We start from the raw sequence: 24,516 nt of genomic DNA on the forward strand, positions 1-24,516 counted from the left end.
TCTTCTGCTTTCCTGTGCAATGTGCGCCGCACTTGGCGCGGCGGCAATGGACCTTGACGACCCCCAGGTGCGGGAGTTCCTTGAAGAGCTGATCGCCGAGGAGCGCGTAGCCGCGGCGCAGGCGCGCGAGCTGCTCGCCGCGGCCCAGTTCCGCCCCGAGGTAATCGAGCAGATGAGCCGCGCTCCCGAGCGCACGGTCGAATGGGCTGCCTATCGCCGCATCTTCATGGACAACGCCCGGATTACCGCCGGCAAGGCCTTTTCCCGCCTGCACGAGCAGCCGCTGGCCGAGGTGGTGGACGAAACCGGAGTCGCGGATTCGGTGATGTTGGGCATCCTGGGCGTGGAAACGCGCTTCGGTCGCATAACGGGCAACCATCGGGTGCTGGACGTGCTGGCGACGCTGGCCTTCCATCATCCCCGCAGGGGTGACTTCTTTCGCCGCGAACTGAAGGATTTTCTGGTGCTCGATAGCGAAGGGGCGCTGAATGCCGCCGAGGCTCTGGGCTCCTACGCGGGCGCCATGGGACGGCCCCAGTTCATTCCGTCCAGCTATCGCCGCTACGCGGTTGACGGCGACGGCGACGGCCGCCGCGACCTGTTCGGCAATTGGCGCGATGTGCTCAGCAGCATAGCCGGCTATCTGAACGCCCACGGTTGGCGCCGCGGCGGAGCCGTGGCCCTGCCTGCCTCGCTGGCGGAGGGCAGCACGGCCCAGCCGCAGGAACGCGGGCTGTCGCCGCCCACCACCGTCGGCGCTTTGCGCGCCGCCGGTGTGCTGTTTGATGAAGGTGTCGGCGACAGCACGCCCGCCGGCCTGTTGCTGATGCAGGGCGCAGACGGACCCGAATACTGGCTGGCGCTGCCGAACTTCTACGTCATAACGCGCTACAACCGCAGCTACATGTACGCCTTGGTGGTCCACCAGCTGGGAGAAGCCATTATTTCCGCAGATACAGGATGAGGCTGGCGTTGCGGCTGCTGATCCTGGGGGGCGGCCTGACTGTCTTGTCCGCCTGCTCGGCCTTCAGGGACTTGCCTGGCTTCGGCGGGACGAGTTCCAGCGGCGGCCTGCCGGGATCGGACTGCTACACGGAGTTCGGTGGGCGCTATTGCCCCATGACTTCGGCGGAAGGCTTTGTCGAGACCGGCCTGGCCTCCTGGTATGGAGAAGAATTTCACGGGCGGCCCACCGCTTTGGGCGAACCCTACGACATGTATGCCATGACCGCCGCGCACAAGACCCTGCCCCTGCCGACCCGGGTGCGCGTTACCAATCTCGAGAACGGTCGTCGCGCCGATTTGCGCGTCAACGACCGGGGGCCATTCGTGGCAGGGCGCGTGATCGATCTCTCGTATGCTGCCGCCCGCGAGCTGGGGGTGGTTCGGCCCGGCACGGCCCGGGTGCGCGTAGAGGCACTGGAACCCGGTGGCTTGGGGCGGCCGGATAGCGTGACGGGCACGCATGCGTACTTGCAAACCGGCGCGTTCGCCTACCGCGAGAACGCCGCCAAACTGTATAACCGCCTCCGCGAGGCAGGAATTGGCGGTGTCTACATCCGCCGCAAGAGCAATGGCGTTTATGCCGTGTGGGTGGGCCCGTTGGAGAATAACCTCGAAGCCAGTAGTCTTAGGCGCAAATTGGCGGATGCGGGCATTTCCCGAACGCTCAGGGTGTTCGGCGATGCGCCTCCAAGCTGAGATTCAAGTATGAAAAGAACCACTGCAATGCTGTTCGGAGTGCTCCTGGCCTTCACGCTTGGGACGGCCGGAGCGCAGACGGCGCAGCCGATGGCCGACTTGCCGGGGCCGCCGGCGCTGAACGTATCGTCCTTCGTTCTCATGGAGCAGGCGACCGGCGACATATTGGCCTCGCGCGAACCCAATCTCAGGGTCGAGCCTGCCAGCATCACCAAGATCATGACTGCCTACGTGGTTTTCGGGGCTCTGGGCGCCGGCGAGACCAGCATGACCGAGGAAACGGTCATCAGTGAGAACGCCTGGCGCATGCAGGGTTCGCGGACTTTCCTTGATCTCGGCAGCCGGGTAAGCGTGGAAGACCTTCTGCTGGGAATGATCGTGCAGTCGGGCAACGATGCAAGCGTGGCCCTGGCCGAGCACTTGGCGGGCGCCGAAGAGGACTTCGTTGCGATCATGAATTACACCGCCGAGCGGCTGGGGCTCGCGGGCACCCATTTCGAGAACTCCACCGGCTGGCCGCACGAGAACCATTACACGACCGCCGCCGATGCCGCGCGGCTCACGCGGGCCATGATTCGCGACTACCCCGTGCTATACGGCATGCATGCGCTGCGCGATTTCACGTGGAACGGCATCGCGCAGCCGAACCGCAACACGCTGCTGGCGCGCGACGCCACGGTGGACGGCGTGAAGACCGGGCATACCGAGTCGGCAGGCTACTGCCTGGTCGCATCCGCAGTGCGCGACGGGATGCGCCTTATCGCGGTGGTGATGGGCGCGTCCAGCGACGCCCAGCGGTCCCAGGATACGCTGCGCCTATTGAGCTACGGTTTTCGCTACTTCGAGAACCGAACGCTGCTCGAAGCGGGCGCTTCCCTGGGGTCGGCGCGCGTCTGGAAGGGCGCGGACACGGTCATCGACTTGACCATTTCCACCGATGTGGCCATGACCTTGCCCAAACGCGCCGCCAATAGCGTCACGACTGAGGTGGTGATCGATGAACCTCTGATCGCGCCGCTTGCCGCCGACAGTGTGGTCGGCAGCGTGATCTTCACCTACGAAGGAGAGACGCTTGCAGAGCAGCCGGTGGTTCCGGCCCGCGCCGTGTCGGCGGGTAGTTGGTGGCAACGCACCCGGGATTCCGTTCTTCTGTGGTTCGAGTAGCCGCGACAGCTCCCGTCCGCATTCGCTGGCTTGACCGCCTGCCGTGGCCGGACGCGGTGCGTCGCATGCAGCGGTTTACCGAAGAAAGGGAAGCCTCGTCTCCTGATCGGATCTGGTTTTGCGAACACCCGCCGGTTTTTACTCTGGGCGTGAAGGCCAGCACGGCGCATATTCTTGACCCTGGCGAGATACCGGTTGAGCAGTCCGACCGCGGCGGCCAGGTAACTTATCACGGCCCCGGGCAACTGATGGTGTACCCGTTGCTGGACCTGCGCCGCGCCGGACTGGGTCCGCGTTCCCTGGTCCGCGCCCTGGAGGAGGCAGTTATCGATTGCGCGCGCGAATTCGGCGTCACGGCCGAACGCCGCGCCGGCGCGCCCGGTGTCTATGTGGCGGGCGCCAAGCTCGCCGCGATCGGGCTGCGTGTGCGCCGCGGCTGTTCCTATCACGGCATGGCGCTCAATGTGTGCACCGAATCCACGCCTTTCTCGCGCATCAATCCCTGCGGCTTCGAAGGTCTCAAGATCGTCAATTTTGCCGATCTGGGTGGGCCGGACACACTGCCGCAGGCTCTTGAACGGCTAAAGCCGCACCTGCTCCATCGGCTTTATGGTTCGGCACCGGCCATTGGGTCGGCGCGGATCGCCCCCAGGCGCTTCAGAGTTCCGGCATCGGCCCAATAGCCGTCGTATAGTGCGCCCGCCACGCTGCCGGCGGTCGCGGCCTTGCGCAACAGGGGCCCCAGCGGAAACCGCTCTTCCGTAACTTCGTCGAACAACGCGGGGCGCATCACGCTGATTCCGGCGAAGGTATGGCGCGGGCCGCGATCTCCCACCCGAGAGTCCCGCAGGCCGAAATCACCGCTTGGATTATGCGCGGGGTTGGCAACCAGCAGCAGCCATGCCAGGTCTGTTGGCCGCAGCGCCACGCTGTCGAACGGGAAATCGGTTCTGATGTCCGCATTGACCACCCAGAACGGCTTTTCGCCCAGCAAGGGCAGCGCCTTGCGAATTCCGCCGCCGGTGTCGAGCGCCGAATCGGCCTCGTCGCTGTAACGGATTCGGACTCCGTAATCCGAGCCGTCGCCGAGCCTGTCGCGGATCATGGCGCCGAGCCAGGAAAGGTTGATCGCCACGTCCCGCACTCCCGCCCGCGCCAGCGCGCACAGCAAGTATTCGATCAAAGGCCGGCCACGCACCGGCACCAGCGCCTTCGGCAGCCGGTCGCTCAAAGGCCGCAGGCGCTCACCACGCCCCGCCGCCAAGATCATCGCCGCCGTGGGGCTGATCCGTAGGTGTCGCATGTGCTCTCCCATAACGCTATACCGTTGCGCCGTAACCGCTAAGCTTTTCCTGATTCGCAGCTTCCAGCGTCGCGGGCAGCCGACGCCGTCCGCACGCCACCAATAATGCCCGTATCAGGCCCCAACCCCGCTATACGGTAGATTCAACGTTACCCAGCTTCCGGGATGACCGGTAGTGCGGCAATCTCGTCAAGTAGCACTCGCATCGCCCGGCAATCGTCCTCGTTGTATTCAAGAATTCGCTGCCGCACAGTCGAATCACCGGTTTCCAGCCACTTATGGAACCACTCAATCGATGCAGCGCCAGAAGGATGGGTGTCGCGCCAATCAAAACCCAGATATTGGGCCAGCGTCTTTAACGAATAATCCCGCGTCGGCCATTCGCTCGCCTTGAACACGACGCAATAGTAAAGGTCAATTGCCTGAAGCGGATGAAACAACGCCTCAAGCTGCTCCTCACTGCATACATCCGGGTATTTCTCACGCAATTTGCGGTACAGCGTACGCTCGAATTTGGTGTAGTAGTAGATCGCGCACGGCATCCGCTCCTGCATGTAGGCCCAAGCCTGAGCGAACGCCCGTCTCTCTGCTTCCGCAGTGGCTTCGTCAGCGAAGAACGCGACATAGCGCTCGTTACTTTTGTCGCCGCTCTGCCGCTCCACAAAGCCGTGTAAGTAGCAGATGTCCCGCATCGGATCGGTTTCAATATCGAAGAACAGTTCCCGATTTGCCTGAGGTAGGTTTACCGGCTTGCGCAAGTACGGTTGCGCCTGGCTGCCCGCAGAAATAAGCTTGGCGCGTGCATGGAATCTTGCCAGCATGACAGAGTTGATGCCCGAAAATGCTGTTCCTGAGCCTTTCACATACTCAGCCGGGTCAAGCGCCGCGAAATCGTGAATCGTGCTGATCGCGCCGCGCATTGCATCGCGGCGCGAGCGACCGAGTTCCGGAATAAGCGTTAGGTCGTCCGCCGCCGAAAGCTGGGACAGGCATGCGTTGTACCAGTGACATTGTTTACAAGCGCTGCCATAGGCCGCCAAGGTATCGGCCTCCTTTCTTACGATTGCCATGGCCTCCTCGAGACACTCTTGATAAACCTCCCATAGTGTGCGCGGATTGCGTTTGCCGACGGGCTTTGTGTAGTCGTAGGTCACTTCGCGCCCTTTGATGTCCCAGACAAAGGCGCGGCGTCCCGCTGAGAGCCCTTTACGCTCCAGGATGTCGGTATACAAACCCAACTGGACCGCGTATTTAGTTTTCGGCTTCGCATCGACTTTCGACCCTTGCTCGCCGCTCCCTGACTTTACGTCTCCTGCGATGTAGCCGTCTCCTTCTCTGCGCAGCAAATCGGGATCGCCCAACAGCTCGCCCTCCTGGATGCGCCCCCCGTAAATCAGGAGCTCCTCGCGCTCCATCGCCTCCAGCGTGCGGTGCTCTCTTTCATCACTGGCGCACGGCTTCAGATCAACATAGGGGATGGCAAGGCCTTCCATGACCTCACGCTCAAAACGCGCGCCGTCCTCCCACAGCGTTTCGACAAACGGATTGGGCGCATCGCGCTGGCTGGGATCACCGAAGAGATCCATGGTCACGCGATGCGGACACGATACGAGGTCGTATAGCATCGTTGCAGTCACAGGTGGTGTCACGGCGGCCTCATACGCGCTTTGCGCGAGGGCATAGCGTGGTCACTGGCGCTTGAGAGCATTGGTTGGGGCACGGCCGATCACTGGATGCGGATGCAGGCGAGCTACGCGCTTGCGCAGGCGCGCCGGAATCGCGTCGTCGCGCAACGGCGCGAAGAGGCGGCGGGCGCATGATCATGTTTCGCGACACCTCCGCCGGACGGTGCAAGCCGCAGCCGTGGCGCTAATTTGCATATGTAACCTGGCTGCCTTCATTCAACGTCCAGAAAATCAAAGCGGCCGAGCTTCAATAGATTTTCTCGGGCACGTTCAGCATTCTTGCGAACGTGGGGATCTTCAGCAGTCAAGCCAGCGTTCAAGATAGGCTTGGCTTCATTGGCTGAGATGTGCAGCTGCGTATCTTGGTCCATGGCATCTGTGATCTTCGCAAAGCACTCGACTACCAGTGTTTGGTGAGTCGGAAGCAGTTTATGCAAGAAACTCACCTGCAGAGATAGCTGCGGAGAAAGGCGAAGGCGCCGGTCCTTTTCCTCTTGGGTGACTAGATTGAGAATCTTCAAGTATGACTGCAATCGCCAGTCAGAGCTTAGGCATTCGGCTTCCAACCAAAAGGTGAATTCCTGAAGCTCCAGCAACTCAGCGGTTTCGAAGCGCCAGTCGAAAAAAGCGAGAATACGATCCGTCAGCGCTTGGTCAAATTGCGGACCGTTGTATCTCAGGTATCGACCAACACAATCGAAGAGCCGCCCCCAGCGTTTTCGATCTTCCATGGTCCTGCAATAAAACCGTTCAAGCAGGCTCTCATCACCAGTTAGTGGGTACATTTCCCAAAGGTAGTAGAGGAAAACGTGCTGCCCTAACTTGTCGATGAGGTCCTTGGGCGCCAGCATGTTCAGATGCGTGATTTCGAACTCAAACCGTTTGTCGGTCACCAGGATGTTCAGGTGCTTGATTCCGAACTCAAACTCACTCCGTAGAATTCCAAATGCAGGCTTGTAGGGGCGGTTAAAACGGATATAGCTGCCAAAGGCATCCAGCCAAAGTGACTCATTTTCTTGCGGGAAAAGAACTTCTCGTTGCTCGGCGGCCCAATCGCGATTGAGAGTGCAGAGGTTTCCAAAGTGCCTCCCCAACAGCGCATGCTCGGGTCGGGTTAGCGGGATTTCAGCATCCCGCGTTATGCGCTCTGCGAGGATGTCGGTCACTTCCGGTACCGGCAAATCATCTTCTGGCGACTTTCGGCGAATCCAGAAGCCGAAATTGACCAAGGATTCCAGTGCCCTGCTGCGGGTATTGTTGATAGCCTTGGTAATTTGATCGTCATCGTTCAGCAGTACCGGGCGGGGGTGGTCGAGCCGCCAGTCGGGCCGAAGACAAGCCTTTTGTAGTAGATCGCCAAGGCCGCCCCTCGCGGTAATTGGCGCTTCGGTTTCCTTGTGCACGCAGGCGTCTATGAAGTCAACTACCGCGCGGCGCGAGCTGCGCCAATCGGGATGGTCACGAGACTCGTCTCTCGGCTCGGGCTGTCCTTCCTCTCGCGCCGTGTCCGGATGCGACAAGACCCACCCGCAGAACGCAATCCATTGGTCCAGGTTGTCGAAATTCTTCTCCTTGATGAGTTCAACCATGGCCTTAAGCATGGCTGCGACATAGACCGGTCGGGCAATCCTCTCACGGTTTTTCAGCCAGAAGTCCAGCCGCCCGCCTTCTGCCGCGATTTTCTCTTTGAAATGTGACTGAAAGACATCAGCCAAGGCGGTTATATTGATTTCAAGCAGTCGGTTGCCCTCGTCCCAACGCTCTTCATTCCAGTCGTTCAGATAGGTCAGAAGCTCGTCGTCTGTGAGACTCTCGATATCCTTAGCGGATTTCGGACTCCGGTAGCCGACCGTATCGCTGGTTTCTCCGCTACCGCTGTAGGGCAAGTAGGTATCGTCGGTAATGGCTTCAGCGGAGGGCTCGCCCTCCAACTCGTCGAAATATCGTTGGACACGCCCGCTTAGCAGTGTGGCAAACGGGCGTAGCTGCATGCGATGAAAGTACTGCTGGTGCTGCCGAAATGCTTCCTTACTGTAACGCCCACCCATCCATTCACGAAAATGTTCCCTCGAAGGTCCACTCAGAATGGCGTCGAAAATTCCTTTTCGCTGGTGCTCGCTGAGTAAGTGGTGACCGAAATGCTCACTGGCCTTGCGGATCATCAACTGGAATTCGTAGTGGTGCTTCCACTCGTGATAGTCATTGTGATCAAGGATTTGCTCGCGTATCCATTGGAGAGTCTGATCACTTGGGTGTGATGCATAAAGGTGCTGCCGCAGCCGCTTGAACACCTTCCAGCGAGGTCTTTTCAAAGTTTCATCCAGGGCGCCAATGAATTCTGGGGCACTTTCGTAAACCTGCTCGCAGGCATATGTCAGCGTCTGCACCAGGGTCTTCCTCTCATCCTGATAGTCGCGCTCCTGCTTATCGAGCCTCCGGCACCAGATTTCCGAGTAGTCCTCGTCTTTACCCTTTTCGAAATATTCATGGTGCATTCCCAGCCGGATCATGCTTGCTACCGCGTCAATCAGGATACGGGCAACTCGATAGGGAGCACGATCAGCTAAGGGACGAATGCCACGTTCCAGGATTTGCTGATATTCCCATTGGCCAACGCGAGGGGTGGGCTCCGGCAAGGTCTTGATGGACTCTGGTTGCTTCTTGCTGAGTCGTTGCTTGCACTCCGCCCTTGGACATTTGCGAAAAGCAACGAGCAATTTTGCTATTTCAAGCGCTTCGTCAATATGGCCTTGCTCGGCCCAATGCTTGACTAAATCGGCGTAACGGCTAGCGAGAAGCTGATAATCAAGCTTGATGTATTCGATAATCTTCGGAAGCAACTTGGCCGATTGCGGGTTCTTGAGTTTAAGAGCAATTTCAAGGACTTCACTATAGACCCGTGAGTTGTCTGTTTCCGGCAGAGAGAGAACAATTTCAATCACTTGGTCCGGTACTTCGTCCGTAATGGCCACCAAATAGGTCAGTTCTGGCCAATGTGGAAATTGCCTAATTCCGTTAGGCAGATTTCTTGAGCCGGGAGGGTTGCTAAAGTAGCCGCGTTTACTTAGCGGCTCCACCCAGAGTGGATTCTTTAACTTGGAGAAAAAGTAACGCCGATCCGTCTCTTTGATTACGGACGCCAGTGCTTTTTCTACCATCTCATCGGTTGGTGGCGTCCAGGAGTTCATTGAGTTCCTTCAACCGATCATATTGGCTGCTGGCAGCAATGTAGAGATACCCATGCAGACAATTGAAGTGCTTAACCAAGGCGGCGTCGGTTGCTGCATCAAATGGATCTTCGCAAAGATGCACATAGCGAAAAAATCCGTCTTTTACGGCTTTCCACTCAGAAAGAAAATTGTGGGGAATATTGTCTATATCCGTGTAATCGAGAAACGTGCTGAAGAACAATCCAGGAGCTGCCGAGCTTCGTATGCGGCCAGCCCTGTGTTCATCAATCAGGGTAGAGACTTGTTGGCATGCATCAGGACATATCAGGTGTCCCTTCTCCCTCGCTTTAGGCGAAAGCTCATTACTGCCCCGCCATTCATCCCGCCAGACATCCTGTAAATTGTTGACAAGCTGCACGTATTGAACTTGATGCCGTGGGATGCCAGTGACCGTTCCCCTGTAATCCGAGCCGTTTTGGATGTGGGATTTCCTTGTATGTTGACCCCAAGGAGGTCCCCCGATGAAGCGGAAGCGGTATACGCACGAACAGATCATTTCGATCCTCAAGGAGCACGAGGCCGGTCAGCCGGTCGGCGAGTTGGCGCGCCGGTATGGTGTCGTCGAGAACACGATTTATCGCTGGAAGTCCAAGTATGGCGGCATGGAGATATCCGACGCCAAGCGGCTTCGTGATCTTGAGCACGAGAACGCCCGGCTCAAGAAGCTGTTGGCCGAAGCGGAGTTGGACAAGTCGGCGCTGAAGGAGCTGGTTCAGGGAAAATGGTGACGGTCGCCCAGCGGCGAGCGGCCGTGGATCACCTCACCGATCGCCGCTACAGTCAACGACGTGCCTGCCGCCTGGTGGGCCTGCCCCGTTCGGTGGCCTGGTATCGTCTCAAGGGCCGTGACGACGCGGACCTGCGTCACCGGATGCAGGTCCTGGCGGAACGCTATCCCCGCTACGGTTATCTGACGTTGCACGAGATGCTCAAGCAGGAAGGCCGCGTCATCAACCGCAAGCGCACGTATCGGGTCTACCGCGAGGAAGGCCTGCAGGTGCGTACCAAGCGCCGCAAGAAGATCACGCGGCCCAGAGTGCCCATGCCGGTGCCGACGAAGGCGAACGAGCGCTGGTCCGCGGACTTCATGTCCGATCAGCTCGCCAATGGCCGGCGGTTCCGGATCCTCAACTTAATCGACGACTTCTCCCGCCAGTGTGTCGGTCAGATCGTCGACACCTCGATCTCCGGCGCCCGCCTGGCCCGGTATCTCGATGAGCTCGGCACCATCCGGCCATTGCCCAGGACCCTGGTGCTCGACAATGGCCCGGAGTTCACTTCCAAGGCGATGTTCTTCTGGGCCCGGCGAACCGGTGTGCGGCTCCACTTCATCCAGCCCGGAAAGCCGACTCAGAATGCGTTCGTGGAAAGCTTCAACGGCAAGTTCCGAGAGTACTGCCTGGACTTACATTGGTTCGGCAGCCTGACGGAAGCACGCGCCATCATCAAGCGCTGGCAAACGCACTACAACCATGTCCGGCCTCACCGATCCGTGGGCAGAATGCCCCCCTCGGTGTTCGCCAAGAAAGTAGCTTGATATGATGAATTTCCCACATCCAGGGTGGCTCGGATCCAGGGGAACGGTCACAAGCAACAGCCGGCGCAAGGCTGTTCATCAATTCTCGTCCCGCGTGGGCAACAAATAAAACGTAACCTGCAGGTTTCTGATTCATTTGAATTGCGGCGCCCTTGTACGCTTCGGCAAAAACTGGCAAGTCGAGATCGGTTTTCAGCCATTCGTAGACTCGCTGTTGGTCTTTACTCAACGCCATCCCTTTGAACAACTCCGCTAGCTTGCACTCGGTGCGGCCACGTCGGTGATCGTTACACCGAATCCGATCATGCAGCAGGCCGATTTACGGCTCGAACTGGCACGGGCTGCCCCCAAACCGGAGAGTATATTTGTTCCAAAACCGGACATTTCCATTTATTACCAACACTCATTGCCCGGCAGCCTTGACGGTGCCGACAACGTGGCCGATTAGTGACCCCGCAAAATTCCGGAAACAGAGTTCCTCTGACGGCTCCTCGTACTCTCCCTTGAGGCCCGAAGCCTCCTCAGACAAAAGCAAGCATGCAGCGTTGTAGTGCCGTTCGCGGACGAGACGCTCGCAGAAAATCTCATATCGTCTTGCGTACGAAGCGTCACGAAACTCGTTAAAAGCCTGAAAATGCGGTTCCTTTACGCGGAGGGGCCTGAGTGCAGCCTTCGATACCTGCATCATCATGAGGTAGCCCACCCACGGCGCCGGGGAGGGAGCGAATGCGCCCTCGCGATAAGCAGTGTGCAGGTCGATGGCGCTGCCAAGTGCCTCTTCTACGCGATTGTTGAAGTTATTTCCAAGCGAACCGACCTGTGACTTGAACTCGACCGTCGCCACCAGATTCTTGCCATGCAGTACCACCAAGTCCCATTCTTTTGTTGGTCGGAAATATCCGGGCAATACGACGTCACGCTTCTTGGTATAGACATGTGTATCCGGCAGCCTACAGTCTCGCAACATCTCCGTGACGAGCAGCACGAACCCATCAAGCTGTTTGCCGCCGGTCACAGCGGTGCGGTTGCCTTTATCGCGCTGACCCGACATGGAACCTTGGCGCTGCCGCTGGCTCGCGCGGGTCTCCCAAAATTGCTTGACAGCGCTACTGAGATGCGCGTCGAGTGTCACGCGACCGTTACCGAGGCGGCCTGGAAGAGACCGCTGGTTTCTTTGTGTATCCGTGTTCGGCAGGACTCGAAGTAATGGGGATCAACCTCAAGGCCGATGCTGTTGCGGCCCCATTTTGCTGCCGCAACACTAGTGGTTCCAGTCCCAAGGAATGGATCCAATACCGTGTCGCCCACAAAACTGAACATGCGTACCAGGCGTTCAGCAAGCGGCAGCGGGAATGGCGCAGGGTGGTGCCGTGTGGAGGCGCCGGTTAGCCCTTGCCAGATTTGCTGAAACCACTCCTTGTGGTTCTCATCGGAGATGACGCTGAGTAGTCGCTGGTCGATAGTTGGCTTTCGGTAGCCACCACCTTTGCGTTGCATGAGAATGTACTCGATATCGTTCTTTATGACCGCGTTCGGCTCGTAAGGTTTGCCAAGGAACGATGAGCCGTTAGGCACCTCGTAGGTGGCGTTTGCGATCTTGTACCAGATGATCGGAGCAAGATTGATGTAGCCAATCTTGCGGCAGTGTTCCTGGATGGATGCGTGCAATGGCACGACCGAGTGCTCGCCGTTATTTTTTCGCCGCGACAAGCAGACGTCTCCAACAACGCAGACCAATCTGCCTCCGGGGACCAGTGCTCTAAAGCAGCGGCGCCAAACCTTGTCCAGTTCTCGGAGAAACTCCTCGTAGTCGGCGATGTAGCCCATCTGGGCATCGTGGACGTTGTAATTCTTCAGGGTCCAGTAGGGGGGCGAGGTAAGGATCAAATGTATGCTGTCGGGCTTCAGGCGCAGCTTGCGTGCATCCCGCAGTCTCAGTTCGTGAGTTGTCGGGACTTGTTGAACGGATTGGTCGATGCGAGACAGAAGTGTCGGGTTTCTCGCGATCTTCGGCAGTTCCGTTTTCGGATCTGCAATATTGCGCAATTCTTCCGGAATGAAATCTCGAAGCATCTGCATACTCACTTGGCGGCGCGGTGCAACGAATGCCCCCGTTCGCAGCTTCCTTTCTCCTGAGGTGTAGCGCAGCATAGCATTCTCTTGTGTTGCCGCATTCGGGTGTTTCTCCTTCGAGTCGCAGGCAGTAGCTAGCGCTCTTCGGCGGTGAATATTCGCACGTGCGGCCGAAACGCGGGTAAAGTGTCGCTACCGGCCTGAAGGCGGCTATTGACTGCCGCCCGGAATAAGGAATCCGCGCTTGCCAATCTCATTGCTTGCCCCGCTTGCTGCCGTCTGTATCGCACCCGCCCAGAGCGACCTCTGGCCGGAGCGACCTAGCGCGGACCTGGCCTGCGAAGCGGCCATGAGCCGCTCCGGCTCGATGCTGGCTGTGACCACGTCGGACGGGATTCGGGGTGCCTTGGGCGGAGAAGTCGAGTTTCTGGGCGACGTGTCCTTCTGTTTGGGCAGCCATAGGCTGGAAGTGCGGACCGCGCGCTTCGACCAACAGGAGAACCGCTTCGAGTTTTCGGGAAATGTCGCCTACTCAGGCGACTCGGTGAGGGTGCGCGCCAGCGACGCGCTGCTGGATATCGACGAAGAAACCTTCAGTTTCAGTGCGGCCGAATATGCGCTGCGCGACAGCCTCGTACGTGGCAGCGCTCAGGCGATCCTGCTCGACGGTCAGCAGGGTCGCGTGCGCCTCGACGATGTCAGCTACACAAGCTGTCTGCCTGGCCGCAGCCATTGGGAACTGCGCGCCGGCTCCATTGATGTGGAGCAAGAGAGCGGTTTCGGCAGGGCCCGGCAACTGAGCCTGAGATTGCTGGACGTGCCTATCCTTTACCTGCCTTCGCTGTCCTTCTCCGCCCGCGGCACCCGCAAGTCGGGATTCCTGGTGCCGGAGATCGGCAGTTCCAGCCGCCGCGGCGCGGAACTGGAAGCGCCCTGGTACTGGAATATTGCGCCCAACATGGACGCCACCCTCACGCCGCGCTACATGTCGCGTCTGGGCTTGTTTACGGAGGCGGATTACCGCTTTATTGCGCGCAAGTCGTCGGGCCGAATAAACCTGGGCTACTTGCCGAACGACAAGCTGCGGGGCCGGTCGCGTTTCGACATCGACCTGGAAACGCAGGCCACCCTCTCCGAACGCTGGAACCTGACCGCCACTGGCCGCTGGGTCTCCGATCCCTTCTACATCGAAGACATCGGACGGGGATTCTGGGAGCAGGCTCAGACCCACCTGCGCAGGGAACTTGCGGCCACCTACACCGGCGCCAACATCGACGCGCTGGTGCGCATATCGGGTCACCAGGTCGTGCATCCCGATGTGGAGCGACTGTTCCGCCCCCATGTGCGAATTCCGGAGTTCCGGCTGCGGGGGCACTGGCCGGACCTGCTGCCCAACATGGATGCGCGGCTGCGGGTGGAAACCGGCTGGTTTGAACACTCCGAGCGCACTTCCGGCGCCCGGGTCCACCTGGAACCGCAACTGCTGGCCAGGTACCGCGCCGGCCCGGTGGACCTGAGTCCTTCGCTGGCCATGATGCTTACCGGTTATCGCGTATCCGAACCGTATCAGCCGATCGACGATACCTACTACCGGGTGCTGCCGGTCGCCAGCGTGGATGCAAGCACCAGCCTGTGGCGCCGCTTTGCGTCGCGGGACCTGGACGTGAGCCTGCGGCCGCGCGCGATGCTGAGTTTCATACCCACCGTGGGCCAGGACTACCTGCCGGTTTTCGACACCATCATCCCCGACTTCAACTACGTGCAATTGTTTCGGCCCAACCGCTACCTCGGCTTTGATCGCGTCGGAGATTCCCTGCATGTCAGCGCCGGGATGCAGGGTGTGCTCCAGCGGAGCTCGGACGGCGAGGAACTGCTTCGATTCACGCTCGGGCAGCGGTACAACTTCCGGGGCCGCCGGGTGAGCCTGGAGGGTCTGAGCGCGCAGGAGGACGCGGCATCGGACTATATCGCCGAGTTTGCCTATGGGCTGGGCAAGGATTGGCGGGTGGACATGCGCTATCTCTGGGACGCCGAAATCGATGCGGCCAGTCGCTCCGAAGTGGCGGTGGTCTATAGCAAGGACCCGCGGCGTAGCGTCCGCCTGGCCTATCGCAGCCGTTGGGCACGCACCGAGAATCTCGACCTCGCCTTCCGCTGGGCGGTGAATGAGCGGTGGACGGCGGTGGGGCGCTACAACTACTCGTTTGCCGAGAACGTGGAACTGGAGCGCTACCTGGGATTCGAGTACGAATCCTGCTGCATCGCCGTGGCCCTGCTCTGGCGACGGCATGTAGAGCGTGATGCGGCCGTGGGCGGCGCGTCGGTGTATTTGCAGGTGACGCTCAAGGGTCTCGCCAGCCTGGGCGGAGACGCCAGGCAGATGATCGAGCGTGGTATGCTCGGCTACCCCAGCCGTTGAGTTCAGGGCCTGTTAGTTCCATGCGCCCTTTCCGCCCCATGCGTCTCGTAATTCTGTCTCCAACGCGCGCCCTCTGCTGCCTGCAGGGCGTGGTTTTGCTGTTCCTGGCGAGCATTCTCGCCGCGCCTGCCGACGCCCAGTTGAGCCGTTCCGGAGAATTGCTCGATGGCATAGCCGCGGTGGTCAACGATGGCGTGGTGCTCAAGAGCGAGCTTGACCAGGAGCTGGCCGCGGTGCGGGCCAATATTCGTGCCCAGGGATTGCGCTCGCCACCGTCCAATGTTCTGCGCGCGCAGGTGCTGGAGCGGCTGGTGCTGCGTGAAATCCAGACCCAGCGCGCCAAGCGCATGGGCATCGAGATTTCCGACGAACAGGTAAACAGGGCGCTGGATTTCGTGGCCCAGCAGAACGAAGTGCCGTTGAGCGAACTTCCCGAGGCTCTCGCTGAGCAGGGCATGGACTATGCGCGATACCGCGAGGAGTTGCGCAATCAGATAGTCCTGGACACGCTCAGACAGCGCGACGTGGTGGCGCGGGTGTTTCTGAATTCCCGCGAAGTGGACGATTTTCTTCGCGGGGCCGAAGGCGGCGAAGCGGCCAACCGCGAATACAACGTGTCGCACATTCTCATCGGCGTGCCGCTCAACGCGACCGCCAGGCAGCGGGATGCGGCCCGCGACCGCGCCCAGAAGCTTCGCCAGCGCGTACTGGAGGGCGAGAACTTCGCCGAGTTGGCGATTGCCTATTCCGAGGCGCAAAATGCCTTGCAAGGCGGCAGCCTGGGGTGGCGCAAGCGCAACGCGCTGCCGACCGCTTTCGTTGCCCACGTCACGCAGCTTGAGCCCGGCGAAATGGCCGAACTGATCACGACCGGCAGCGGGGTGCACGTGGTGCGGCTGGACGAGGTGCGCGGCGGCGAACCGATCATCGAGGAGCAATGGGATTTGCGACACATTCTGTTGCAGCCGAACGAGATTCGCGGCATTGATGCGACGCGCAGCGAATTGGCCGAAATCCGCGAAAGGATAGTGGCGGGCGAGAGCTTCGGGGCCCTGGCGCGGGCCTATTCGGCGGATCCCGGATCCGCAACCGAGGGCGGCGCACTCGGCTGGGTTTCGCCCCAGGAACTGGACCCGGCCTTTGCAGCCGGCGTGGCGGAACTCGAGGAAGGTGAAATCAGCGAGCCGATCCGCAGTTCGTTCGGTTGGCATATTGCCGAACGCTCCGGTGTGCGCATGCAGGACGTGAGCGAGGAGGTGCGCCGTCAACGCGCAGCCCTGGCCTTGCGGGAACGCAAGGTGCAGGAGGAAACCCAGCTTTGGCTGCAAAGGCTGCGCGCCGAAGCCTACGTGGAATACAAGCTGTAGTCCGTATCGCGATAAGCGTCGGCGAGCCGGCTGGCGTGGGGCCCGACATCGTTATCCGGGCTGCCCCGCGGATGCGTGACCTGAACGTGGCGCTGCTCGCCGACCCGGATGTGCTGCGCGCGCGCGCCCGCATGCTCGGCCTCGCTTTTTCGGCGGCTGCCCACGATCCGGGCGACCGCTCACCCGGACTGCGCATTGTCCCGTTCCCGCTTCCGCATGCCTGCTCCGCGGGCCGCGCCGATCCGCGGAACGCTCCTGCCGTGCTGGCGGCGCTTGAGCGCGGCGCCAAGGGTTGCCTCGGCGAAGAGTTCGACGCGCTGGTGACCGGCCCGATCAACAAGGCGGTGCTGCGGCAGGCGGGACTGGATTTCATGGGACACACGGAATACCTGGCGCGCCTTGCGGACGCTCGCACTCCGGTCATGCTCCTGACTTGCGAGACCGGCGCCAGGCCCCTGCGGGTGGCTCTGGCCACCACCCATCTGCCGTTGAGCGTGGTCCCCGCCGCCATTACGCGCCGCCGCCTGCGGCCGGTGCTGGAGGTGCTGCTGCGCGGACTGGAGCATGATCTTGGCGTCGCCAACCCGCGTGTGGCGGTTCTGGGGCTGAACCCGCACGCCGGCGAGCAGGGCGAACTCGGCAGCGAGGACAGGGATATTGTGGCTCGCGCGGTGGCCGATTTCGGCAATGAGCGCGTCGCGGGACCGCTGTCCGCCGACACGGCGTTCACGCCCGCCGTGCTGTCGCGCTATGACGCTGTGCTGGCGATGTACCACGACCAGGGGCTGCCGGTGATCAAGTACGCGGGCTTTGGCCGTGCTGTGAATATAACGCTAGGATTGCCATTCGTTCGCACCTCGGTGGATCACGGAACCGCATTCGAGTTGGCCGGCACGGGTCGGGCCGACGAGGGCAGTCTGCTCGAGGCCGTTGCTGTAGCGGCGGACATGGCTCGGCGCCGGATCGCGGCGGAGCAATGACCAGTCGGGCGCGGCTTGGCCAGCACTTCTTGGCCGATCCGCATGCTATTGCCGAAATCATTGAGCTCGCGCGGCCGCGAAGCGGCGACCGCTTCGTGGAAATCGGACCTGGACGCGGAGCGCTCACCGCGCCACTCCTGGAGGCCGGCGCTACCGTTGACGCGGTGGAGATCGACGCGAAACTCGCGGACGGACTGCGCGCCCGTTGGCCGACACAGAGGCTGGCGGTTCACGTTGCGGATGCGCTCGAATTCGACTACGCAGGGGTGGGGTCTGCGGATCTGCGTCTGATCGGCAATCTCCCGTACTACCTGAGCACTCCGCTGCTGTTTCGCCTGTTGGAATTTGCGGAGGTTTTTCGAGATATCACCGTAATGCTGCAGCGCGAAGTGGCCGAGCGTCTCTGTGCGTCGCCGGGCAGCCGCCGCTACGGCCGTTTGACCGTCATGGCGGCGGCCCGCTGCCAGGCCGAAATATGCCTGCGGGTTGCCCCCGAGGCCTTTCGCCCGCGCCCCAAGGTGGAGTCCGCGGTGGTGCGTTTGCTTCCCGAGATGCGTTTCCGAATCGTTAGCCGGGAAGCGTTTGAGCAAGTGGTCCGCCAGGCTTTTTCGCAGCGCCGCAAGACGCTTGCCAACGCCCTGCGGGGTCTGGCCTCGAAAGAAGTCATCAAAGCCGCCGGAATTTCTCCTGCGCTGCGCGCAGAGCAGGTTTCCGTGGCGCAATACGTGGCCCTGTCGGAACGGCTTGCCTGATCAGCCCGCGGCGGGCTGCTTTGCGCGGCGCATGTCCGAGCAGGGCGTCCGCACCGTTTGTGGATGACCATCCAGGCGCGCGGCGCTCAGCGCCCCGCCCCAAACACAACCCGAATCCAGCGCTACCAGGCGGTCCGTCAGGAAGTGTCCAAGCGCCGACCAATGCCCGAACACGACCCGGCTACGCAGCGGCAGCCGCGAGGGACGAGCGAACCAGGGCGCCAAGTAGGGCGGTTGCTCGCCGGGCCGGCCCTTGAACGCGAAGTCCATGCGCCCCCGCTCATCCACCATGCGCATGCGGGTGAGCGCGTTGACGATCGTCCGCAAGCGCCTCGTTCCATTCAGATCGTCGCTCCAGCGGTTGGGCGCATCGCCGTACATGTCGCCGAGAAACGCCTCGCAACCGGGGCCTCGCAGCGCTTGTTCCACCTCGCGGGCGCGCGCCAGAGTCTGTTCCAGGTCCCAGCCCGGATACACGCCGGCGTGCGTCATCAGGCAATCCAGCACTTCGTCGTAGTGCGCCAGCGGTTGCCGGCGCAGCCAATCGGCTTTCGCCCTGATGTCGGAATCCTCGCTCCCGAGATGGCCGGCCAGCCAGTGCAGATCGTGATTGCCGAGCACAGTCACAGCGGCGGCACCGAGTTCCCGGACTCGGGTCAGCACTCCCAGGGAGTCGGGCCCGCGGTTGACCAGGTCGCCACAGAACCATAGGGTGTCAGCCGCCGGATCGAAAGCAATGCGCTGGAGTAGCGATTCCAGCGGCTCAAGGCAGCCCTGCACGTCGCCTACCGCCCAAACCGCCATCGGTTTTAACGGGGGCTAGTGAAGAACGCCGGGGGCCTGCAGCCGGAACAGCGGGATGGTCGCCGAAAATTTTTCGCCCGTGTCGGTAACCATGCCGTAGCTGCCCTGCATGGTGCCGAAGGGCGTGTCGATGATCGCGCCGCTGGTATAGCGGTGCTCTTCTCCCGGGCGCAGCCGCGGCTGCTCTCCCACGACGCCGTCGCCGAGCACCTCTTCCACCCGCCCGTTGCCATCGGTGATGATCCAGTGGCGCGTCAGCAGGCGAGCCGGTTCCTGGCCGCGGTTCTGGATGGTGATGGTGTAGCTGAACACGTGGCGCGCTCCCTGCGCGTCCTGCCCCAGGTACGCGGGCTCCACCGCGATGTGAATCTGCTCGCCGGAAATCATTCCTCGGTCTCGACTGTGGCGGGAGTGCGGTTCTTCATGAACTCGCGCATATCGTCCTTCACCTCTGTCCAGTTCTCGAGGTCGAACATTTCCGGCGCGTATTCCTCCAGCCGGGCGCGCAGATTGGCCGGCATCTCGTCCAGCCCGCGCAACTTGCACCCGTAGCCCCTCGATAGCTGTCGCCCCGGGCGCTGACCCATCAGCATCCAGGGATTCCAGTTCAAAGTTTCCTGGTAATGGCTGATGGACGGCGCCATGCTCAGTTCCGGGTTCTCCAGGTCGGCGATGTCGGCGGCGAAGAAAATGAAGGAGTCCCAGTGAAAGGTGGGCCCCACCGACGCCTTGGGCCACACTTCCGGGCGCAGCGGATTGGGGAAGGCGAACTGCGATTGGATGGGGATGTAGAGCTTGCCGCCCACCGCCCACCATTGCATGTTCTGCGGCTTGATGGTGGCGGTTTCGTCCGTCACCGTGCCTTCCAGCCCGTTCTCAATCGAAATCGGTCCGGTCAGATACTGCTGCACTTCTACCGTCTCGCCGGTATAGGGGTTGTCCCAGTGCGTGATCACCTCATCGGTGTCGAACTTCGTGAATAGCGCAACCTCGTTCATTGTGGCGCCGTAGAGGTTCTCTTCCAACTGCCGCCAGCGGGTGACGTTGTAGTTGATCATGCTGAACAGCGGTTCGAGGTTGCCCGTATGCAAATAAGCCCAGACATGCCCGCGCGAAACCCGATGCACGGTTTCCTCGGCCAGCGAACCAAAGGTCTTGACGCGGGCGCGCAGACGCGCCACGGGATCGTTCAGATCCAAGGGTACGCGCTGCTGTTCTCCCGCGCATGCGGCCAGGGCGGTTGCTCCCAGCGCCCCGCCGCCGAGGCCCTTCAGCAGTGCGCGGCGTTCCAGGTCGGTGTTATTTCGGTTGGCTGTGCGCATGCCCATGGCATTTCTCCTTGTGGTGTTGCGGCCTCATACGGAAATCGGGGCCGGAATATGCGGATGGGGTTCGTACCCATGCAGCGCGAAGTCGTCTTCGCGGTAGTCGTCGATGGATTGCCGCCCTGGTCTGATGGTCAGCGTCGGCAGTGGGCGCGGCGCGCGGCGCAGTTGCTCGCGAGCCTGCTGCAGGTGGTTGCTGTAAAGGTGGCAGTCGCCGCCGGTCCAGATGAATTCGCCGGGTGCGAGGCCGGTCTGCTCGGCCATCATGCTGAGCAGCAAGGCATAGGAGGCGATGTTGAAGGGCACCCCCAGGAACAAGTCGGCGCTGCGCTGATAGAGCTGAGCGGAGAGTTGGCTGCCGCTCACATGCAATTGCAGCAGCAGGTGGCAGGGCGGAAGCTTCATGTGCGGGAGCTGGGCCACATTCCAGGCATTGATGATGATGCGCCGCGAGTGCGGATTCTCGCGGATCGTCTTCAGCGCCAGTTCCACCTGGTCGATGGCGCCGCCGTTGCCGTCGGGCCAGGCGCGCCACTGGGCACCGTAGACCGGCCCCAGGTTGCCGTCCTCGTCGGCCCATTCGTTCCATATGTTCACACCCCGCTCCTGCAGCCAGTTGACGTTGGTTCCGCCACGCAGGAACCATAGCAGTTCCACGGCAATCACCCGCAGGGGCAGTTTCTTGGTGGTCAGCATGGGGAAGCCATCGGCCAGGTCGAAGCGCAACTGCCGGCCGAACAGCGCCAGCGTACCGGTGCCGGTGCGGTCGCGCCGTTCCGCGCCGCGTTCCAGGACCTCGGACAGCAGATCCAGGTACTGACGCACGGCTCAGGCAGGGCGCGGAGCGCGCCTGACAAGCAGCCAGAGACCGAGGGCAATCATGGGCAGGCTCAATAGCTGTCCCATGGTTACCCAGCCGAAGGCCAGGTAGCCCAGGTGCGCATCCGGCAAGCGCAGCAACTCCACCAGAAACCGAAAAATTCCGTAGCCGGCCAGGAACAGGCCGGTGGCGCCGCCGTACTTTTGCGGTGGGACATCCGCACGGCGCTCGCGGGTGTACCACCAAAGCGCAGCAAACAGCACCACGCCCTCCAGTAACGCCTCGTAGAGCTGCGTGGGATGACGGCCCACGCCGTCCACCACGAACGCCCAGGGCGCATCGCTGGGCTTGCCCCACAACTCGCCATTGATGAAGTTTCCGATCCGCCCGGCGCCCAGCCCCAACGGAACCAGGGGCACCACGAAATCCGCGATGTTCACAAAGGTTGTTGAGTACTTACGCGCCAGCATGAGGGCGGCCACGCACACGCCGAGCAGTCCGCCATGGAAGGACATGCCGCCTTCCCAGATGCGCACGACGTAGAGCGGATCGGCAAGCACCTGCTCCCAGCCGTAGAACAGGATGTAGCCCAAACGCCCCCCGGCAATCGCGCCCAGAAAGCAGTAGAAGATCAAGTCCTGCACCATGACCGGGGTGAACGCGCTGCCGGGTCGCCGGCTGCGGCGTTGCGCAAGCCACCAGGCGGCCATGATGCCCAGCAGGTACGTGAGGCCGTACCAGCGGATAGCCAGAGGCCCTATGCGCAGCGCAACTGGATCGAATCCCGGATATTCGATCATTGGGTGAAGTCTAGCGCAGCGGACGCCGTTTGCTCAGTGGCGCGAGTGGCGCAGCGAACAGCCGGCGTGCGCGAGCGCCGGGTCAGGTGTGCCGGTTTCCGTATTGGGGCCGGTTAACGCTATGCGGCGTCTTCCGGATCGTCGATGCGCAGCACCTGGTTGCACTCGTAGAAATAGCCGTCCGGATCGAATATCGCGCAGCCGAGCAGGTGCCGCGTTTCGCCGCGCGATCCGCGCACGCTGAACGTGCGTTCCGGCGTATGCACCCGCGTTCCCAGCTCCGCCGCGCGCCGCGCCACTTCCGCTGCATCCTCCGTGTCAACCACGAATACCGGCGTGCCGTAACCCACGGAGGTGGGAATTTCCGGCGCCGGCAGGGGCGGGTCCACCCACTGCAGGAGGCCGATCATGCCGATGCGCGGGTCATCGCATTTCATGATCACCAGGTGCGTCACGTCGCCCTTCTTGCCGGCGGCGATACCTTTGCCGGACAGCGTGTAGGGCATGTCGATCCAGGTGGACATGCCGAGCACGTGCTCGTACCAGCGGCGACTTTTTTCCATGTCGCGCACGATGAGCGTGGTGCGCTTGACGATATTGCGGATGCGAGGCGCTGAATTCATGGTTTGATCTCCCTTGTTGGCGGCGAACGGTTATACCACGGCTTGGGCTAGCAAGTGCCGTCGAGTTGGCAGGCGTCCGGGCGCAGCCACTCGTCGAGCGCCAGACAGAGCGCTGTGTGCGACAGCGGATGCTGGCTCATCGCATCCCAACCCGCCCGCAGGACGCCTTCCGCGGCGGCCGCGTAGCGCGGCCCCGGAACCGCGCGCGATAGCCGCGACAAGGCCCGCGCCGCTACCCCGGCTCCCGATGGCAGCGCGTCGTCCGACAGCGAGCGGGGGCGATGAATCAGCCGCTCGTGGTCGGGAGAGGTGAAGAAGAAGCCGCCATGCTCGCGATCTTCAAAGCCGTCAAGCATTCTGTCTGCCAGCGTTGTCGCCGCCTTCAGCCGCTCGCCGCCGATTTCCACCAGCGCGTCGATCAGGAACGCGTAGTCGTCGAGGAAGCCCTCGCCGCCCGTGCGCCCTGCTGTCCAGCAGGCCAGCAGCCGTCCTTCGCTCACCAGGCGCGCGGCGATGAAGTCGGCGGCCTGGCCTGCCGCCTGGCTCAGGTCGGGACGCTGCAGGCAACGTCCGGCAATCGCCAGACCGCGCACTGTCATGGCATTCCAGGAAGTCAGCAGCTTCTCGTCGCGCAGCGGACGCTCGCGCCGGCCGCGCGCCTTGAGCAGCCGTTCCCGGGCTGTCTTGAGCGATGCGTCGTCTGCGCCGTTCGGCTGCTCCACGAGGTGCCAGCTACTGCCCTCGAAGTTGGGCTCGCGATTCAGCCCATAGCGCGCCGCGAAGCCTGCGTAGGCGTCATCGCCAAGCAGCGACTTTGCTTCGCTTGGCGTCCAGAGGTAGTAGCGACCTTCCTCGCCCTCCGAGTCCGCGTCCAGAGCTGCGAAAAACGCGCCTTCCGCGTGGCGCATGTCGCGCAGCAGCCAGTCTGCCGTTGCGCTCGCCACTTCCGCATAGCGCTGCTTGCCCGTGAACTGGAAAGCCAGCGAATAGGCCGATAACAGCGCCGCGTTGTCGTAGAGCATTTTTTCGAAGTGCGGGATTTCCCAGCGCGCGTCCACCGAATAGCGAAAGAACCCGCCGGCCAAGTGATCGTTCAGCCCGCCGCCGGCCATCGCGTCCAGCGTGGCCTCCAGCATGTTGCGGGCGGACTCGCTGTCCGGCAGGGCGGCCCGCCGGATCAGCAGCTCCATGTCGGCCGGCCGCGGAAACTTGGGTGCGCCGGCAGTGCCGCCATGAACGGGGTCGTACGCGGATTGCATTTGTTCGACGGCGGCATTCAACGGGCCTTCGTCGAGCTCTCCGTCATGCCGCGGCACCGGCTCCGCGATGCGGTCGAGCATTTCCTTGACTGCGCGGCCATTGCTGCGTGCCTCGTCCTGCTTTCCTGCGTAATAGGCGGCCACGTTGCGCAACAGCTCGGCAAAGGCCGGCATGCCGAAGCGCGGTGCCTTGGGGAAATAGGTGCCGGCGAAAAACGGCAGCAATTCATCGTGGGTCAGGAACACCGTGAGCGGCCAGCCCCCGGTCCTGCGCGTGAGCAACTGATGGCTGGTTTGGTAAACGCGGTCCAGGTCGGGCCGTTCTTCGCGATCCACCTTCACGTTCACGAACAGTTCGTTCATGACTGCCGCGGTGGCCTCGTCCTCGAACGATTCGTGGGCCATTACGTGGCACCAATGGCAAGCCGAATAGCCCACCGACAGCAGAACAGGCCTTTGCGCCTCGCGCGCCGCGCCCAGCGCCTGCGCATCCCAGGGATGCCAGTGAACCGGGTTGTCCGCGTGCTGCAGCAGATACGGACTGCTCTGCCCGCCGAGCCGATTCAATGCTCTATCGAAGCCTGCTTCATAGGACGCATTATGAATGAATCGTCCGCGCGGCGACCGCTGAGGCGCTACCCTGCCATCGCTCGTTGAGCCCCTGGCGCGCTGTG

At 61.8% G+C, this 24,516-nt stretch carries 23 protein-coding genes; 10 read left to right on the forward strand and 13 right to left on the reverse strand.

From position 1 onward, the window contains the following. Positions 1-19: 19 nt before the first annotated feature. The 4 genes from mltB (at position 20) to lipB (ending at position 3,548) form a co-directional block, all read left to right on the forward strand. A complete protein-coding gene (gene mltB / locus ACWCOO_RS02040; RefSeq protein ID WP_446831311.1) occupies positions 20-964 on the forward strand; it encodes a lytic murein transglycosylase B in 945 nt (314 codons plus the stop codon). After that, positions 961-1,701, forward strand: a complete 741-nt coding sequence (locus ACWCOO_RS02045) for a septal ring lytic transglycosylase RlpA family protein (protein ID WP_446831312.1) — start codon at positions 961-963, stop codon at positions 1,699-1,701. The genes mltB and ACWCOO_RS02045 overlap by 4 nt, the downstream gene beginning before the upstream one ends. Before the next feature lie 9 nt (positions 1,702-1,710). After that, entirely contained in the window at positions 1,711-2,865 is a 1,155-nt protein-coding gene (locus ACWCOO_RS02050; RefSeq protein WP_446831313.1) for a D-alanyl-D-alanine carboxypeptidase family protein, read from the forward strand. 65 nt (positions 2,866-2,930) lie between these two features. Beyond that, the gene (gene lipB, locus ACWCOO_RS02055) at positions 2,931-3,548 is read left to right on the forward strand and encodes a lipoyl(octanoyl) transferase LipB (RefSeq protein ID WP_446831314.1); all 618 of its coding nucleotides are present in this window, start codon (positions 2,931-2,933) and stop codon (positions 3,546-3,548) included. Here the strand turns inward: lipB and murU are convergent. Beyond that, positions 3,473-4,168 (reverse strand): N-acetylmuramate alpha-1-phosphate uridylyltransferase MurU, encoded by a 696-nt coding sequence (gene murU / locus ACWCOO_RS02060; protein ID WP_446831315.1) that lies wholly within the window; start codon positions 4,166-4,168, stop codon positions 3,473-3,475. The genes lipB and murU overlap by 76 nt on opposite strands. Before the next feature lie 149 nt (positions 4,169-4,317). Next, positions 4,318-5,754 carry a TM0106 family RecB-like putative nuclease gene (locus ACWCOO_RS02065; protein ID WP_446831978.1) on the reverse strand — a complete coding sequence of 479 codons (1,437 nt, stop codon included), beginning with the start codon at positions 5,752-5,754 and terminating at the stop codon, positions 4,318-4,320. Between the two features lie 81 nt (positions 5,755-5,835). Between ACWCOO_RS02065 and ACWCOO_RS02070 the strand changes: the two genes are divergently transcribed. After that, positions 5,836-5,988, forward strand: a complete 153-nt coding sequence (locus ACWCOO_RS02070; protein ID WP_446831316.1) for a hypothetical protein — start codon at positions 5,836-5,838, stop codon at positions 5,986-5,988. 77 nt (positions 5,989-6,065) lie between these two features. On the opposite strand, the gene ACWCOO_RS02075 is transcribed toward ACWCOO_RS02070, so the two are convergent. Both ACWCOO_RS02075 and ACWCOO_RS02080 read right to left on the reverse strand, forming a co-directional pair. Then, on the reverse strand, positions 6,066-9,041 hold the full coding sequence (locus tag ACWCOO_RS02075; protein WP_446831317.1) for a hypothetical protein: 2,976 nt from the start codon (positions 9,039-9,041) through the stop codon (positions 6,066-6,068). Then, the gene (locus tag ACWCOO_RS02080) at positions 9,013-9,441 is read right to left on the reverse strand and encodes a hypothetical protein (RefSeq protein WP_446831318.1); all 429 of its coding nucleotides are present in this window, start codon (positions 9,439-9,441) and stop codon (positions 9,013-9,015) included. Before ACWCOO_RS02080 ends, ACWCOO_RS02075 begins: the two co-directional genes overlap by 29 nt. Before the next feature lie 103 nt (positions 9,442-9,544). On the opposite strand from ACWCOO_RS02080, the gene ACWCOO_RS02085 reads away from it, so the two are divergent. Next, positions 9,545-10,620 (forward strand): IS3 family transposase gene (locus ACWCOO_RS02085; RefSeq protein WP_446831319.1). Its coding sequence is split into 2 segments (ribosomal slippage): positions 9,545-9,800 and positions 9,800-10,620, totalling 1,077 coding nucleotides; the frame shifts between segments, so codons are not numbered across the junction. A 403-nt stretch (positions 10,621-11,023) separates the two neighbouring features. Here the strand turns inward: ACWCOO_RS02085 and ACWCOO_RS02090 are convergent. Together ACWCOO_RS02090 and ACWCOO_RS02095 are read right to left on the reverse strand one after the other, a co-directional pair. Continuing rightward, the gene (locus ACWCOO_RS02090; RefSeq protein WP_446831320.1) at positions 11,024-11,752 is read right to left on the reverse strand and encodes a PaeR7I family type II restriction endonuclease; all 729 of its coding nucleotides are present in this window, start codon (positions 11,750-11,752) and stop codon (positions 11,024-11,026) included. Further along, positions 11,749-12,699: a DNA-methyltransferase gene (locus ACWCOO_RS02095; RefSeq protein ID WP_446831979.1), complete on the reverse strand. Its 951-nt coding sequence runs from the start codon at positions 12,697-12,699 to the stop codon at positions 11,749-11,751. The genes ACWCOO_RS02090 and ACWCOO_RS02095 overlap by 4 nt, the downstream gene beginning before the upstream one ends. A gap of 343 nt (positions 12,700-13,042) precedes the next feature. On the opposite strand from ACWCOO_RS02095, the gene ACWCOO_RS02100 reads away from it, so the two are divergent. Genes ACWCOO_RS02100 through rsmA form a run of 4 tightly spaced genes read left to right on the forward strand, consistent with a single transcriptional unit; the run spans position 13,043 to position 18,211 of the window. After that, the gene (locus ACWCOO_RS02100; RefSeq protein ID WP_446831321.1) at positions 13,043-15,112 is read left to right on the forward strand and encodes an LPS-assembly protein LptD; all 2,070 of its coding nucleotides are present in this window, start codon (positions 13,043-13,045) and stop codon (positions 15,110-15,112) included. Between the two features lie 38 nt (positions 15,113-15,150). Further along, complete coding sequence (locus ACWCOO_RS02105) at positions 15,151-16,479, forward strand: peptidylprolyl isomerase (protein WP_446831322.1); 1,329 nt, start codon at positions 15,151-15,153, stop codon at positions 16,477-16,479. After that, positions 16,431-17,459: a 4-hydroxythreonine-4-phosphate dehydrogenase PdxA gene (pdxA, locus tag ACWCOO_RS02110; protein ID WP_446831323.1), complete on the forward strand. Its 1,029-nt coding sequence runs from the start codon at positions 16,431-16,433 to the stop codon at positions 17,457-17,459. Before ACWCOO_RS02105 ends, pdxA begins: the two co-directional genes overlap by 49 nt. After that, complete coding sequence (rsmA, locus tag ACWCOO_RS02115) at positions 17,456-18,211, forward strand: 16S rRNA (adenine(1518)-N(6)/adenine(1519)-N(6))-dimethyltransferase RsmA (protein WP_446831324.1); 756 nt, start codon at positions 17,456-17,458, stop codon at positions 18,209-18,211. Before pdxA ends, rsmA begins: the two co-directional genes overlap by 4 nt. Here the strand turns inward: rsmA and ACWCOO_RS02120 are convergent, their stop codons facing one another. The 7 genes from ACWCOO_RS02120 to ACWCOO_RS02150 form a co-directional block, all read right to left on the reverse strand. Next, positions 18,212-19,015: a symmetrical bis(5'-nucleosyl)-tetraphosphatase gene (locus ACWCOO_RS02120; protein WP_446831325.1), complete on the reverse strand. Its 804-nt coding sequence runs from the start codon at positions 19,013-19,015 to the stop codon at positions 18,212-18,214. Between the two features lie 15 nt (positions 19,016-19,030). Continuing rightward, positions 19,031-19,402 (reverse strand): Co2+/Mg2+ efflux protein ApaG, encoded by a 372-nt coding sequence (gene apaG, locus ACWCOO_RS02125; RefSeq protein ID WP_446831326.1) that lies wholly within the window; start codon positions 19,400-19,402, stop codon positions 19,031-19,033. Beyond that, positions 19,399-20,343 carry a DUF1838 family protein gene (locus ACWCOO_RS02130; RefSeq protein WP_446831327.1) on the reverse strand — a complete coding sequence of 315 codons (945 nt, stop codon included), beginning with the start codon at positions 20,341-20,343 and terminating at the stop codon, positions 19,399-19,401. Before ACWCOO_RS02130 ends, apaG begins: the two co-directional genes overlap by 4 nt. A gap of 27 nt (positions 20,344-20,370) precedes the next feature. Further along, positions 20,371-21,165 carry a thymidylate synthase gene (locus ACWCOO_RS02135; RefSeq protein WP_446831328.1) on the reverse strand — a complete coding sequence of 265 codons (795 nt, stop codon included), beginning with the start codon at positions 21,163-21,165 and terminating at the stop codon, positions 20,371-20,373. A 3-nt stretch (positions 21,166-21,168) separates the two neighbouring features. Beyond that, a complete protein-coding gene (gene lgt, locus ACWCOO_RS02140) occupies positions 21,169-21,960 on the reverse strand; it encodes a prolipoprotein diacylglyceryl transferase (RefSeq protein ID WP_446831329.1) in 792 nt (263 codons plus the stop codon). A 119-nt stretch (positions 21,961-22,079) separates the two neighbouring features. Continuing rightward, a complete protein-coding gene (locus tag ACWCOO_RS02145) occupies positions 22,080-22,583 on the reverse strand; it encodes a VOC family protein (RefSeq protein WP_446831330.1) in 504 nt (167 codons plus the stop codon). Between the two features lie 47 nt (positions 22,584-22,630). Further along, positions 22,631-24,409, reverse strand: a complete 1,779-nt coding sequence (locus ACWCOO_RS02150) for a thioredoxin domain-containing protein (protein WP_446831331.1) — start codon at positions 24,407-24,409, stop codon at positions 22,631-22,633. Positions 24,410-24,516: the final 107 nt, after the last annotated feature.

Origin of the sequence: Candidatus Foliamicus sp., from assembly GCF_965221325.1 — a bacterium.
Classification (GTDB): domain Bacteria; phylum Pseudomonadota; class Gammaproteobacteria; order Steroidobacterales; family Foliamicaceae; genus Foliamicus.

Bases quoted from the DNA above. Each gene is read 5' to 3' on its own strand.
- mltB (WP_446831311.1), top strand. From the start codon at position 20: ATGTGCGCCGCACTTGGCGCGGCGGCAATGGACCTTGACGACCCCCAG.
- ACWCOO_RS02045 (WP_446831312.1), top strand. From the start codon at position 961: ATGAGGCTGGCGTTGCGGCTGCTGATCCTGGGGGGCGGCCTGACTGTC.
- ACWCOO_RS02050 (WP_446831313.1), top strand. From the start codon at position 1,711: ATGAAAAGAACCACTGCAATGCTGTTCGGAGTGCTCCTGGCCTTCACG.
- lipB (WP_446831314.1), top strand. From the start codon at position 2,931: ATGCAGCGGTTTACCGAAGAAAGGGAAGCCTCGTCTCCTGATCGGATC.
- murU (WP_446831315.1), bottom strand. From the start codon at position 4,168: ATGCGACACCTACGGATCAGCCCCACGGCGGCGATGATCTTGGCGGCG.
- ACWCOO_RS02065 (WP_446831978.1), bottom strand. From the start codon at position 5,754: ATGGATCTCTTCGGTGATCCCAGCCAGCGCGATGCGCCCAATCCGTTT.
- ACWCOO_RS02075 (WP_446831317.1), bottom strand. From the start codon at position 9,041: ATGAACTCCTGGACGCCACCAACCGATGAGATGGTAGAAAAAGCACTG.
- ACWCOO_RS02095 (WP_446831979.1), bottom strand. From the start codon at position 12,699: ATGCAGATGCTTCGAGATTTCATTCCGGAAGAATTGCGCAATATTGCA.
- ACWCOO_RS02100 (WP_446831321.1), top strand. From the start codon at position 13,043: ATGAGCCGCTCCGGCTCGATGCTGGCTGTGACCACGTCGGACGGGATT.
- ACWCOO_RS02105 (WP_446831322.1), top strand. From the start codon at position 15,151: ATGCGTCTCGTAATTCTGTCTCCAACGCGCGCCCTCTGCTGCCTGCAG.
- rsmA (WP_446831324.1), top strand. From the start codon at position 17,456: ATGACCAGTCGGGCGCGGCTTGGCCAGCACTTCTTGGCCGATCCGCAT.
- ACWCOO_RS02120 (WP_446831325.1), bottom strand. From the start codon at position 19,015: ATGGCGGTTTGGGCGGTAGGCGACGTGCAGGGCTGCCTTGAGCCGCTG.
- apaG (WP_446831326.1), bottom strand. From the start codon at position 19,402: ATGATTTCCGGCGAGCAGATTCACATCGCGGTGGAGCCCGCGTACCTG.
- ACWCOO_RS02130 (WP_446831327.1), bottom strand. From the start codon at position 20,343: ATGGGCATGCGCACAGCCAACCGAAATAACACCGACCTGGAACGCCGC.
- lgt (WP_446831329.1), bottom strand. From the start codon at position 21,960: ATGATCGAATATCCGGGATTCGATCCAGTTGCGCTGCGCATAGGGCCT.
- ACWCOO_RS02145 (WP_446831330.1), bottom strand. From the start codon at position 22,583: ATGAATTCAGCGCCTCGCATCCGCAATATCGTCAAGCGCACCACGCTC.